Here is a 13935-nt window from a genome sequence, read left to right as displayed (position 1 = left end):
TATATTAATATTATTTATTACAAATAACTATATAAAAAAATAACTATTATTTAAATTAGTTAACTTTAATAAATAAAAATTAATATAATTTTATATATCTTATTAAAATATTTTTAAAACATAAAAAGGTAAAATATTAATGCAATATGATCAAGTAATCGCAGGCGATAATATACCAAACGATATATATGTTATTATTGAAATACCAGCTAATTCATCCCCTGTTAAATATGAATTAGATAAAAAATTAGGTTTACTTTTTGTAGATAGATTCCTTCCAACACCAATGTTTTATCCTTGTAATTATGGATATATTAATCAAACATTATCTATGGATGGTGATCCTTTAGATGTTTTAGTTATTACTCCATATCCTATACAATCTTATTCCGTTATCCACTGTAAACCAATTGGAATATTAAAAATGAAAGATGAATCTGGAGATGATGCTAAAATTATTGCTGTACCAAAAAATAAAATTTCTCAATTATATAATAATATTAATAATATATCAGATATACCAGAATTACTAAAAAAACAAATAGAACATTTTTTTAAATATTATAAAAAAATAGAAAAAGAAAAATGGACAAAAATTATAGGATGGGGTGATCATATAGAAGCAAAATTAGAAATTAATTCTTCATATAATCGAGCTAAAAATAAAAAGTAAAAACTATTTTTATTTTTAAAGAATAAAATTTTTTGCATTAACTTTAAAATTAAATAAAAAAGATTTAAAATAACCAATAAGATTATATTTTGAAAAAATATAATAAAAATTTAATCGAGAAGAAATATTTAAAGCTATTCTTGGAAAAATAAAAAAAACAATTTCATTACTATTAAACAGTATATTCCATTGTGATAAATTAAAAGTATTATCTTTTAAAGTAAAATAAAATACAAATAACATATTTCCTTTTTTTATAAGAATTTCTTGATTAATTTTCATATATTTAACTAAATTAAAAGAAGAATTAAAAAATAAAAAAATATAATTTAATATTTTATCACTTTTAATATAAAAATTTTTTATATATATATCAGCCAAAATCTTAGGCTGATATAACACTCCTGATATTTTCATATTTCCTGTACATATTCCATTTAATATTAATAAATCTGATATAAAAAAATTTAGTATTATACATGGGCATCTTAATAAAAAAAATTTACTCTTTATGTTATTTTTATTTAGAAAATCATATATATTTAAGAATCCAAATAATTTATTTTTTTTATTTTTTGAAAAATATATGATCCATTTAGTTTTTAAATTATTTTTTTTTAAATCAACATTTAATTTGAAAAAAGATAATTTTTGTAAAAAAAGTTTACTTTTTATCTTTTTCTGAAATATTAAATTTTTACTATATATTAATATTTTCATATTAGACAATATTTTTCTTCTTTCTAAAATAAACTGTGTTTTAAAAAATAAATTTGTTTTAAAATTAAATGATGAATTAAAGGTTGATTTTAATAAAAAATTTTGAATTTTATCAAAAAAAGAAAAAGCACTATTTTGAATTTTATTAACTTTATTAACTTTTTTAGTATGTTTATTATCATAATAAGTAATTGGATTACTATTTATAATCCATTTTTTTTTAAAAAAAATACAAGTTATTTTTTTTAAGATACCATTCCATATACCTTTTTCATAATTAAAATTACTATTTACTAAAAATTTAATTATTAAATTTTTATTTTTTAGAAAAAAATAAAATTTTTGATTATTATTATTCCAATAAAATTTAAAATCTAAAAAATCTATATTATATTTTAAAAATATAATTTTTTTAATCTTAATAAAAATACTTTTTGTAAAATTTTTATCTGCATTAAAATTAGATAAAATATTAATATAATTTAAATATATAATATTATTCCAAAATATATTTTCTCCTGATAAAAAACCTAAAAAAATAGGTGATATAGTATATCCATGTATATTTAAAGTTGATATAATATCGCCCTTTAAATTAGGTAAAAAGTAAGATAAATTATTAATATTTATAGCAGAATTAATATTAATTTTCTTTGATATTACACCTGATATAAAACCTTGATTTTTACCTAAAGAAAAAATAATCTTAGGTATTTTAAGATTATCTATTTTATTATAATATAAAGAACCTGAAATTAATAATTTTCTATCTATAAGATTAGATATAAAATTAAATTTAGGAATAATAATACTATTTTTTTCTTTACTAAAATTACTTAATAAATTAATATGACCAGATAATTGAGATAAAAATCTATGGGAAATATTTTTACTTTTAATATTTTCTAATTTTTTATTTTTAGATTTTAAAGGAATAAAATTAATCTTTTTAAAAAAAATATTTGTTAAATTACCATTTGCTAAAATATTTAAAAAAAATAAAGGCATTCCTGGTATATTAATAATATTTTTTAATGATAAATAATACTTATCAATAGTGCCTTTAAAAATTATATTGAAAAACTTTAAAGTAAATATTAAATTCTTATTTATAGGAAAATATAAATTTTGAATATCTAAATTAATATATAAGGGGTGAGTTAAATTATTTAATAATATTTCTATATCTATATTAAATTTAAAAAAATCATTAAATTTTAATTTAAATACAAGCTTATCATTAATATATCCACTAAATAAAATATTTCTAAATTTCTTATTAAAAATTATTATTTTTCTTAATTTTATATATTTTATATTTATGTTTATTGGTAATGAAAATTTTTTATTTTTTAAAAAATAAGACACAAAATTATTAATTTTATTTTTACTAAATATATTAATATTTTTTAAAAAAATCTGATTATTACGATTACAATTTAAAAAATTAGACTTAAAATTAATAGAATCAATATAAGTAGGTAATATATTAATATTATTATTAATTAACTTTAATCCAGTATGTACATTAAATAATGTAATATTTTTATTATTTAATTTTAAAAGTATTTTATCAGAAATAATCTTTTCTAAAAATATCGAATTAATAAAAACATTATTTTTTAAATTATTTATATTTAAATAATTATTTTTAAAAAAAAGAAAATTTCTATTATTCAATGATAAAACTAAATTTTTTGTTTCAATTTTTCTTAAAATATTATTTTTTTTAAAAAAATATAATGGATTTAAAAATATATGAATATTTTTAGCCTTAACAGATATACCAAAAAAATTATAATGAATATTTTTTAATGTAAAATTACGCCAATTTCCTGATATTTCTTCTGTTTTTAATCCTAGAAAAAAATAATTTGTTACATTAAAAAATATTTTAAATCCAAAATTACTTTCTAGAAAAAATACTATTAAAAATAAAAAACTAGAAAACAAAATCAAAGATTTAGATAAGTATCTCTGATATATAATCATATCATTAACCTTGATTAAATAATGAATTAATACTTGAAAATATAAAACTATATATTATATTAATTTAAATGAAAAAATTTTAAATTATATAAAATACAACTTTGGAAAAAAATTTAATATGTCTCGAATATGTCAAATTACAGGAAAAAAACGTATGATTGGTAATAATAGATCACGTGCGTTAAATGCAACAAAAAGAAAATTTTTACCAAATATTCAAAACCATCGTTTTTGGATTCCTGAAAAAAAACAATTTATCAAATTACGTTTATCTGCTCATGGAATACGTTGCATCAATAAAAATGGAATAGAATCAATTATAAAAAAGATGCATAATAAAAAATAAAGGTATCAAAATATGGCTAAAAAAAATAGAGAAAAAATTAAAATGGTTTCTTCTTCAGGTACAGGTCATTATTACACTACAACTAAAAATAAAAGAAACACACCTGATAAATTAGTATTAAAAAAATATGATCCTATTATACGTAAACATGTATTATACAACGAAGCAAAAATAAAATAATCATACCTATATTTTAATTAAAGTATAATTTATATTAAATTATACTTTATAAATATTTTTATATTTTAAGAAAAATAATTACTTTTTATATATACTATAATTTTAAAAAAGTATAAGATAAAAAATTCACTAACTGAGTTATAAAATTATTGAAAAAATAAAATGAAGAAAAAGATATAAAATAATATAATACTAATATTCCTATTAATAAATTTAATGGAAATCCAATAGAAAAAATAGATATTTGAGGAGATAAACGATTTAAAATACTCATTATTAAATTAGATAAAAGTAAAAATAACATTATTGGTAAAACAAACATCAAACTATTTAAGAAAATACTACTAGAAAACTTTAATAAAGTAAAAAAAATATCTGTATTTAAAAAAAACGTACTTATAGGTATACTATAAAAACTATTTACTAAAATAAAGATTAAATAAAGATGCATATTAATTGATATAAAAAATAATAACATTAAAATATTTAATAAACGAGATATTATAGAAATACCAATATTATTATTTGTATTAAAAAATGTCGCAAAAGATAAACCCATTTGCAATCCTATTAATTCTCCTGAAAAATTAATTGCAGAAAACAAAAATTGACAAGCAAATCCCATAGTTATACCAATTAAAATTTGTTCCAATAAAAGTACAATACCAAAATAAGAAAATATTTCTATATTAATTTTTGGTAAAAATGGAAATATTATCCAACTAATCAAGGCAGAAAAAATGATTTTAGTTTTATTATTTATATGCTGATCATTAAAAATTGGAACAGTTAAAAAAAAAGATAATATACGAACAAATGGCCAAAAAATATTACTAAAAATAGCCAATAATTGAAAGTTATCAAATGTTAACATTATTTTATAATTACTGGTATATTATTAAATAAATTATGCATATAATCCAACATAACACCTAACATCCAAGGACCAAATATAAAAATTGTAGTTAAAATAGAAATTATTTTAGGAATAAATGAAAGAGTTTGCTCATTTATTTGAGTAGCAGCTTGTAATATACTTATCAACAAACCACTGATTAAAGTAGATAATAACAATGGAGAAGCAATCATTAATAAAACTTTCATTGCTTGACTAAACATAACTATTACATATTCTGGATTCATAAATAAATTCCTTTTAAAAAAAATTAAATATTAAAACTTTGAGATAACGAAGTAACTAATAATTGCCAACCATCTACTAATACAAACAACATTAATTTAAAAGGCAAGGAAATTGTTGAAGGTGGAACCATCATCATACCTAATGCCATTAAAACACTAGCTATAACTAAATCAATAATTAAAAAAGGTATAAAAATAGTAAAACCAATTTGAAAAGCTGTTTTTAATTCACTTGTAATAAATGAAGGTAATAAAATACGCATAGGTATATTATTTTGATCTTTATAAGAAGAAATATGTGCAATTTTTGAAAAAATTTCTAAATCAGATGTTCTTGTTTGATTTAACATAAATTTTTTTAAAGGAATAGCACCTCTTTCAAATGCTTCATCCATATTAATTTCTTCTTTACTAAATGGGAGATAAGACTCTTTATACACTTTTTCAAAAGTAGGCGACATAATAAAAAAAGTTAGAAAAAGAGCTAAACCTAATAATATTTGATTTGGCGGAGCATATGGAGTTCCAAGGGCATTTCTTAACAATCCAAAAACAATGATAATTCGAGTAAAACTCGTCATCATTAAAAGAAAAGCTGGAAGAAAAGTAAGTGTGGTTAAAAAAAATAAAGTTTGCACAGGTAAAGACCAAATTTGAGTTCCATTATTTACATTGTGAACAATTGGTCCAGGTATATTAGCATAAACTAATGGGCAAAATAATAAAAATAAAAATGGAAGTATTCGATACAACATTTTTTTTTTCCAAAATATTTTAGTAAAATTTTTAAAATGATTAAAAAATTTTTTTTTTAATAGAATAATTTTTTTATTTATCAGATAATTCATTTTTTTTTAATTTTGATATAAATGTATATAAATGGGTAATATTATTTTTTGTAACACCTAATATTAATTGAACTTCTTTTACTTCTGCTAACACAATAAATTCATTAGATCCTAATGATATTTTTTCTATTATTTTTATATTCGAATTAGATTTGTTTCTCTTTATAAAAGAAATTTTTTTTATAATCCAACTTAAAACTAATATTAATAATATTATTTGACTTAATGATATAAATATATGAAAAAAATTTATATTATTTAAGATTGGTTCAGCATGATTTAATAATTCTTTTTCTACGTTATTTTTCATATTTAAATATATTATTTAATTAAGAATTTTTTACACTAACAATACGTACACCATATGTATTTTCTAATACAACAATCTCACCAAATGCAACTAATTTACCATTTGCAAAAATTTTTAAAAAATCTTCTTTCTGTTGATCTAAAAATAACATACTTCCTTTCGAAAAATCTAATAATTCTTTTATTTTAATTTTTTTTCTTCCTAATTCTATCGATATATCTACAGGTGCATCAAATATTACTTCTTGACTATTTGATAATTTTTTAGATTGAGTAGATGTTTTTTTTTCTAAATTAATTGTATTTTTACTTTCTTTAGTATTTTTTTCTAATATAGAACTATTAATTTGATTATTAAAATCATGATATTTTTTTTCTTTACTCACTTTCAGATTCCTTGTTTTTGTTTTTTTGATATTTATTTATAAACTTATCCATAAAAACAACTAAATTTTTATTAAAATATTTATAATGTCCTAAAAATATAGGTTTATTATCTATATAAGCTATTATTTGATCAGGATTTTTTATTTCTAAAATATCACCTATAGAAAAACGATGAAAATGAACTGTAGAAGATAAAATTAATTTAGTAATAATATTTAGTTTAACTTCATATATATCAATAAGATTAATATCTGTTTTTACAATATTTAACATCTTATTTTTAAGTATAGTATTATCTAAAGAAGCAAACTTTTGAAAATTTTTTTTAATTATTGATAATGGTAATAAAATACTTAAAAAAACATTTATATGATTTATATTAAAATTAAAATAATTAGTTATAAATTTTTCTTTGAAAAAAGAAAAATTTTTAATATTAATTATTTTCATATCTAAAATTTTTAAATCAATAAAAAAAATTTTTCTTAATACTTGACAATAAGCTTTTAAAATCAGTTTTAAAACTTTATGAGATATAATTTCTTCTGTATATGTTAAATCTCTAGTTTTTGTAATTTTATCGATCGATTTACCATCTCCCCCAAATAGAAAATCTGTAAAGACAGATAAAAAATTATCTGAAAATAATATAAATGATTTTTTTTTAAGATTTAATATTTCTATACTATTAAGAAATAAATATTTTGTATGTCTATCGTGATTAGTATATGAATTTATTTTAATAGAAGAATAATTTAAATTAATATTATTTTTAAGTAAATCAGAAAAATATGATATTGCTTTTTTAGTAAATTTTTTATTAACTTCTTTTAATAGTGTAATTTCATTTAAATTTAAAATATTATAAAAATTATTTTTTTGAAAATTATTAGCATGGTTAATATTATTACTTTTTCCCATTTTTTATCTACCTTATAGGTAAAAGTCATTAAAAATCATTATAAATATTTAATTTCTTAAATTTTAAATATAATTAAAATTTAAGATAATATATTTAAGCATATAAATTAATAAATTTATTTTGTTTAAAATCTTGATAAAAATTTTTAATAGCATTTATTTTTTTTGAATAATTTTTAGAAATTAACATATTTTTATTTTTATGATTCATCAATGAACTAAAAATATTAACCTTTTTTAAGAAAATATTATTTTTCATTAAAGAAGATTTTAGAAATGGTATACAATTATTTAATAAAGATTGAATTAATGTATTATTAGAAATTAATTTTAATTTTGCTTCATTATTTTTCATTTTAATTTTTATATATATTGAACCAAGAGAATTTGGTTTTAAATGAATTTCAGCTTTATTTTCTTTTTTAAAAATAGATAATAAAACTTGACGACTAATCGCTTTTTTCCATTGAATATTTTTTTTATTGTTAAAAAAATTAATTGATTTTTTATTTAATTTTAAAAAACTATATTTATTTTCTTTTTTAAAAGAATTGATTGTATAAATAGAATTTTGAATTTTTTGTTGATTTTTAGTAGAAAAATTACAAGATTTGTTATTTTTAAAATTATTGAAATATAAAAAATCTTTATTACAATTAATAAGTTTTTTTTTATTACTTTCAATATTACAGTAACTAATTTTATTTGAAATTTTATTATAAGAATTTTTACATAAATGAATAATATTTTGATTGTTAAATAAATAAGATTTATTTTTAATAATATTTTTTATATTATCATTAGATTCATATTTGCTATATTTATTTTTATTTATTTGAAGTTTATTTTCGCTTTTTTTTTCTATATATTCAGAAGATTTAAATTTAAATAAAACATCTATTTTTTTTTTTTGTTTTTTAAAAATATTATCTTTATTATAAGCATTATTTTTTATATTTTCTGTATTTAAAATATTTAGTAAATTACTTACCAAAAAATTTAAAGATATAAAATCTTCATCATCTTTTTTCTTTTTTTTAGTAGAAATATTATCAAATTTAATTTCTTGATTTGTTGATAATTTTTTTTTACACTCATTTAATAATGATTGATATAAATTAATATTATCAAAATTATAAAATACATTATAATCCAAATTCAGTGTAATGTTTTTATTTAATATCATATTATCAAAATGAATTAACATTATAATAATTACCTTTTGTTTAATAATTTTAATTGAGAAAGTTCATCACTTAAAATTTGATTTTTCAACAATTCATATTTTTTAATTAATTTTTTATTTCTTTCATTAAAATAATTCCAAGTTTTTAATTTAGATTGACTTTTTAACCATTGACTTTTATTTTTTTCAATAACTAATTCATATTTTTTAATCATATTATTACTTTCTTCAATTGCAATAAATAACATAAAAATAAAATTATTATATATTTTCCACTGATCTATATATATTCCTTCTTTAAGTTTTAAATTTAACTTTGAAATATATTCATTTTTAAAATTCATTAATAAATTTAATTGTTTAATATATTTTTTTTTTTGAATGTATAAATTTTTAATATTATTTTTTTCTTGTTCAATCTTTTTTATTTCTATATTTTCTAAAATAGAAAATATTGTTTTTTTATATTTCATAAAAATCCTACTAAAGAATATTTAAATAAGTATTTTTTCTAATTCTAAACAAGTATTTAAATAATTACTTTTTTCTGATGTACTCTGCTTTAAAAATGCTTCTAAGGAAGTCCATTTTTGAATTGCATTGTCTAAAATTGAATCATTACCTTTAATATAAGCTCCGATATTAATTAAATCTTTATTCCTTTGATAAGAAGTAAATAATCTTTTAAAATAACAAGCATTAGAATATTGATTATTACTTACTATATCTGGCATAATTCGACTAATAGAAGATTCAATATCAATTGCTGGATAATGTCCTAAATCTGCATAATGTTTAGATAATATAATATGACCATCAAGGATAGATCGACAAATATGAGAAATAGGATCCTGATCATCTTCATTTTCTGTTAATACTGTATAAAATGCAGTAATAGAACCTTTGCTATTTGTATTTCCAGAACGTTCTACTAAGATAGGAATTTTGGAAAAAACAGAAGATGGATATCCTTTAGAAACTGGTAATTCACCTAATGACAAAGCCACTTCTCTTTCTGCCATAGCATAACGAGTTAAGGAATCCATAATTAATAAAACATTTTTATTCTGATAATCTCTAAAATACTCTGCAATGCTTGTAGCATATAATGCAGCTTTAATCTGTAATAAAGGTGATTCATCTGCTGGAGAAGCTATAACTACAGATTTATTCAAACCATCTAATCCTAAAATATTCTCTATAAAATTTTTTAATTCTCTTCCTCTTTCTCCAATTAAACCTATTACAACTATATCTGCTTGTGTATATTTAGCCATCATACCAAGAAGAATACTTTTACCAACTCCTGATTCCGAAAAAATACCTATTCTTTGACCTCGACCAATAGTTATTAAACCATTAATAGCACGTATCCCTGTATCTAAAACATCAACAATAGGCTTTCTATCTAATGGATTAATATGTTTAGACTTAATAATACTAAAACATTGTTTATCTAATTCAGGCCCATTATCTAATAATTCACCTTTTCCATTTAATATTCTACCTAGCAAATTGTTCCCTAATGGCATTTTTTTAATAAAATAATTACTATCTTTAAAATTTTTTAAAAAAACTTTAGCACCAGGTAAAATACCATATGTTTTATCAAAAGAAAATAATAACGTTTTATCTTTATTAAAACTAATGACTTCAGCAGAAATATTTGATGGTTTATTATCTATTATTCTTTCAATAATACATTCAGCTCCAATTGGAGCTTTTAAACCTACAACTTCTAAAATCAAACCATTTATACTTATTAAGTAACCATATAAAATAAACTCTGATAACTCATTAACTTGACTTTCAAAATAATTTATTTTATTAAATAATTCAGAATATTTTAATTTCATTGATCTTTCTCTTCTTGAAAAATAATATTAGACACCTCCCTCCATCTAGAAAAAATAGTAGCATCAATATCACCATTTTCAGACTGAATTTTAAAACTATTAATATCAATATTTTGATCAAAAACTAATTCCCATTTTTTATTAGATTTTTTTAATAATTTTTCTATTATTTTTTGATTAATTGGATGTACTATTAATTTTGGTTTTTTTAAAAAAAAATTTTTATTTTCAATAATTTTATTTATTTTATTTAATAGTACTGTTTTTTTAATTGAAATTTTTTCACCAATAATATAAGAAGAAATAATTAAAATAGTTTTTAATAAACGAGAAAACAACATTTTTTCAAATATGGTAATTGTATTTTCAAAATTTAAACATAATCTTTCTAATTTATGATTTAATATAGTAAATTCTTTTTCTTTTTCTTGAAGATTTTTTTTTAAATTTAATAATTGATCACTAAAAATTGGATCTTCAATCTTATCTGATTTTTTAGATACAGTAACAAATTTATTATTTTCTTGAGGATTCTTTTTAACATAAAAATCTGTTTCTTTTAAAATATTTGAATTCCAAAAAAGAAAATTATTTTTTTTTGAATCATTTAATAAAACTTCTTCTGGATACCATTTTTCCCATTGTTTTTTTTTATCTAAATTAGACATAATATTTTCCCAAATTTTCTATTGAAAACATACCATAATCTAAAATATTTTTAATCATCATTAAAATTAATTTTTGCTCGTTTTTTATAGCAATATTAGAAATATAATCTTTTTTATTTAAGTAATATAATATTTTTTTTGATTTTTCTTGATCCATATTATCAAAAAATTTTTTTCTGATAAATTTGTTAGTATTTTTTAATGCAATATATAATTTTTCTTCTTCTAAATAATTCATTAAATATTTAATAACATTATCATCAACATTTAATATATTTTCAAATAAAAATATTTCTTCAATAATTTTATTAGATAGTTCTTTGTTGAAAAAACTAATATTTTTTAATAAATCTTTTTCTTTCTCAATATTCATAGAATTTAAAATTTTAGTAACAGTTTTTATACCTCCTTTATTTAAAAAAATAAAATTTTTTTTCTGTATTAAGTTATTAATAATATTTTTTAATTCAATGATTTTTTCCTCATCTAATCCATTAAACTCAGACATTTTAATTATAATTTTAGTACGTTGTTCTTTATTAAAAAATGATAATACTCGAGCTGCTTGGGATTTACTTAAATATATAAGTATTGTAGTAATAATTTGTAAATGTTCTTTTTTTAATAAATAAGCTAATTTTTGAGGTGACATGGAATTAAGAGATGCAATAGATATTTTAATATTTCTTATTTCCAATGCATTATTTAGAAAATAATTACCTTTATTACCTAAAGCTTTAGTTAACATATCAGAAATATATTCATCATTATTATTATAAACTAAATTATTATTTTTTATAAAAAGATTATAACATTCAGTTAATATTTCATTTAATTTTGTATTAGAACATTGATTAATATTAACCATAGAAGTAACTAATTCTTGAACTTCAAAAGGAGTTAAATATTTTAATACTTCTGAAGCTTGATCAGCTCCAATTGACATTAACAAAAGTGCACTTTTTTCAATACCATTAACAGTCATTTTTATCACTCATCCATTGACGAATAATCGACGCTATAATACGTGGATTTTGATTAGATATATTACAAATTTGATGAATTAAACTATCTGAATTATTTTTCATATTTGAATTTTTAGAAAATTGAGATTTAATTTTAGATTCAATATTAACTAATTCATTTTCATCAAGTTTATTTTTAATTTTTGGTTTATTTTTATATAATTTTTTATTTCTATAAATACTTTTTGACAAATAAAAAATATATTTTTTTAAAAAATATAAAAAAAATAATCCTAGAAAACACCATGGTATGATAATTGAAAAAGTATTAAAAATATTAGGTTGATGAAAATTATTTGGTTTTTGGAAATTATTATTATTTTTTAGAAAAAATTCATTAATAATATGTACACTATCACCTCTAATTTTAGAATAACCAATTGATTCACAGACTAAATTTTTAATATTTTTAATTTGACTTCTATTTAATGGTAATATTTTTCCGTTTTTATCTTTAATAAAATTAATTACTACTCCAGCAGATAACCTTTTAATTTCACCTATATTCATTTTTATATGTGATAAGCTATGATTTAATTCATAATTAATTGTATCATCATGATTAATTATAGAATTAGAACTTGTAAGTTGATCTTTAAATAATTTATTATTTTGTTCTATATTAAATTTTTTATAATTATTTTGAAAAGAATAAATCTTAGAAGAAGGTTTATTTACATCATTGTTATTTCTATTTTTTATTTTGTCATTAATAACACTTTGACGTGAACGTATTGACTGGTTTTTATAACTTGAATTAGGCTCATATTGTTCTTGTGTTTTCTCTTGAGAATTAAAATCAATTTGAGCAGTTACCTGAGCATATACATTTCCTACTCCAAAGATTGGTTCTAAAATATTTTGAATTTTATTAGCATATTTAAATTCAATTTGTTCAGTATATTTTAATTTAGCATTATTAATTTCATCTGATAATAACGTAGAACTATTTAATAGTTTACCAAAATCATCAGCTATAGTTATATTATTTATAGACAAACCAGATACACTATTAGAAATTAAATGCAATATTGCATTTACTTGTTCTGAATTTAATTCCATTCTAGATTTTAAACTTAAAATTACTGAAGCTGATGGTTTTTTTTTATCTTGTAAAAATAAAGAATTTTTTGGAATAGATAAATGAACTCTTGCGCTTTTTACAATATTAATCCTTTGTATAGTACGAGCTAGTTCTCCTTCTAAAGCACGTTGATAATTAATTTGTTCATTAAATTGACTAATTCCAAATTTTTCTTTATCTAATATTTCAAAACCAATTCCACTATGAGGTAAATTTTTCTCTGCTAAATATAATCGAACATCATATACTTTATTTTTAGGAACTAACAATTTTTTTGAATCTTCTGAAAATTGATATGGGACTTTCATTTCATTTAAATAATTAATAATAAAATCTCCATCTTCAGTAGATAAATTATTATATAAAACTTGATAATCAGAAGATTTTTTCCATATAGAAATAGAAATTGTGCTAATTACTGCTAATACTAATAAAATTATTAATATACGTGAATTTTTAAAAAAATAAGATAAAAAATTACTAAGCTTTTTTTTCTCTTCTGATATTGATTCTTCTGCAGTACTGAAATTCATGATATCTTCCTAATCTAGTAGATAATCTAAAAACATAATAAAATAAAAAATTCATTATACATTG

Annotated in this window: 16 protein-coding genes; 3 read left to right on the top strand and 13 right to left on the bottom strand. The window is 18.3% G+C overall.

All coding sequences use genetic code 11. The features are described from left to right. Positions 1-139 precede the first annotated feature (139 nt). Positions 140-673 (top strand): inorganic diphosphatase, encoded by a 534-nt coding sequence (gene ppa / locus AB4W67_RS00430; RefSeq protein WP_367682612.1) that lies wholly within the window; start codon positions 140-142, stop codon positions 671-673. Between the two features lie 15 nt (positions 674-688). On the opposite strand, the gene AB4W67_RS00425 is transcribed toward ppa, so the two are convergent. Further along, a complete protein-coding gene (locus tag AB4W67_RS00425; RefSeq protein WP_367682611.1) occupies positions 689-3385 on the bottom strand; it encodes a hypothetical protein in 2697 nt (898 codons plus the stop codon). Positions 3386-3503: 118 nt separating this feature from the next. On the opposite strand from AB4W67_RS00425, the gene rpmB reads away from it, so the two are divergent. Next, positions 3504-3731 carry a 50S ribosomal protein L28 gene (gene rpmB, locus AB4W67_RS00420; RefSeq protein ID WP_367682610.1) on the top strand — a complete coding sequence of 76 codons (228 nt, stop codon included), beginning with the start codon at positions 3504-3506 and terminating at the stop codon, positions 3729-3731. 12 nt (positions 3732-3743) lie between these two features. Further along, a complete protein-coding gene (gene rpmG / locus AB4W67_RS00415) occupies positions 3744-3911 on the top strand; it encodes a 50S ribosomal protein L33 (RefSeq protein ID WP_367682609.1) in 168 nt (55 codons plus the stop codon). A gap of 94 nt (positions 3912-4005) precedes the next feature. Here rpmG and fliR read toward each other — a convergent pair whose 3' ends face one another. From fliR to fliF, 12 genes are all read right to left on the bottom strand, one after another. Next, positions 4006-4785, bottom strand: a complete 780-nt coding sequence (fliR, locus tag AB4W67_RS00410) for a flagellar biosynthetic protein FliR (protein ID WP_367682608.1) — start codon at positions 4783-4785, stop codon at positions 4006-4008. Further along, positions 4785-5054, bottom strand: coding sequence for a flagellar biosynthesis protein FliQ (gene fliQ, locus AB4W67_RS00405; RefSeq protein ID WP_367682607.1), 270 nt, complete (start codon positions 5052-5054; stop codon positions 4785-4787). The genes fliR and fliQ overlap by 1 nt, the downstream gene beginning before the upstream one ends. A 23-nt stretch (positions 5055-5077) precedes the next feature. After that, the gene (gene fliP / locus AB4W67_RS00400) at positions 5078-5809 is read right to left on the bottom strand and encodes a flagellar type III secretion system pore protein FliP (protein ID WP_367682606.1); all 732 of its coding nucleotides are present in this window, start codon (positions 5807-5809) and stop codon (positions 5078-5080) included. Positions 5810-5882: 73 nt separating this feature from the next. After that, on the bottom strand, positions 5883-6212 hold the full coding sequence (fliO, locus tag AB4W67_RS00395) for a flagellar biosynthetic protein FliO (RefSeq protein WP_367682605.1): 330 nt from the start codon (positions 6210-6212) through the stop codon (positions 5883-5885). Between the two features lie 19 nt (positions 6213-6231). Then, positions 6232-6597 (bottom strand): FliM/FliN family flagellar motor switch protein, encoded by a 366-nt coding sequence (locus tag AB4W67_RS00390; protein WP_367682604.1) that lies wholly within the window; start codon positions 6595-6597, stop codon positions 6232-6234. Further along, positions 6590-7519 carry a hypothetical protein gene (locus AB4W67_RS00385; RefSeq protein ID WP_367682603.1) on the bottom strand — a complete coding sequence of 310 codons (930 nt, stop codon included), beginning with the start codon at positions 7517-7519 and terminating at the stop codon, positions 6590-6592. The genes AB4W67_RS00390 and AB4W67_RS00385 overlap by 8 nt, the downstream gene beginning before the upstream one ends. A 94-nt stretch (positions 7520-7613) precedes the next feature. After that, positions 7614-8726 (bottom strand): flagellar hook-length control protein FliK, encoded by a 1113-nt coding sequence (locus AB4W67_RS00380; protein WP_367682602.1) that lies wholly within the window; start codon positions 8724-8726, stop codon positions 7614-7616. An 8-nt stretch (positions 8727-8734) separates the two neighbouring features. After that, positions 8735-9178 (bottom strand): flagellar export protein FliJ, encoded by a 444-nt coding sequence (locus tag AB4W67_RS00375; protein WP_367682601.1) that lies wholly within the window; start codon positions 9176-9178, stop codon positions 8735-8737. Positions 9179-9199: 21 nt separating this feature from the next. Next, positions 9200-10561, bottom strand: a complete 1362-nt coding sequence (locus AB4W67_RS00370; RefSeq protein WP_367682600.1) for a FliI/YscN family ATPase — start codon at positions 10559-10561, stop codon at positions 9200-9202. Then, positions 10558-11229, bottom strand: a complete 672-nt coding sequence (locus AB4W67_RS00365) for a FliH/SctL family protein (RefSeq protein ID WP_367682599.1) — start codon at positions 11227-11229, stop codon at positions 10558-10560. The genes AB4W67_RS00370 and AB4W67_RS00365 overlap by 4 nt, the downstream gene beginning before the upstream one ends. Further along, a complete protein-coding gene (locus AB4W67_RS00360) occupies positions 11222-12214 on the bottom strand; it encodes a FliG C-terminal domain-containing protein (RefSeq protein WP_367682598.1) in 993 nt (330 codons plus the stop codon). Before AB4W67_RS00360 ends, AB4W67_RS00365 begins: the two co-directional genes overlap by 8 nt. Continuing rightward, on the bottom strand, positions 12204-13871 hold the full coding sequence (gene fliF / locus AB4W67_RS00355) for a flagellar basal-body MS-ring/collar protein FliF (RefSeq protein WP_367682597.1): 1668 nt from the start codon (positions 13869-13871) through the stop codon (positions 12204-12206). The genes AB4W67_RS00360 and fliF overlap by 11 nt, the downstream gene beginning before the upstream one ends. Positions 13872-13935: the final 64 nt, after the last annotated feature.

This window comes from Buchnera aphidicola (Protaphis terricola) (assembly GCF_964059145.1).
GTDB lineage: Bacteria > Pseudomonadota > Gammaproteobacteria > Enterobacterales > Enterobacteriaceae > Buchnera > Buchnera aphidicola_BP.
The sequence above is the reverse complement of the archived record's forward strand: the minus strand, read 5'-3'. Positions and strand labels throughout refer to the sequence as shown.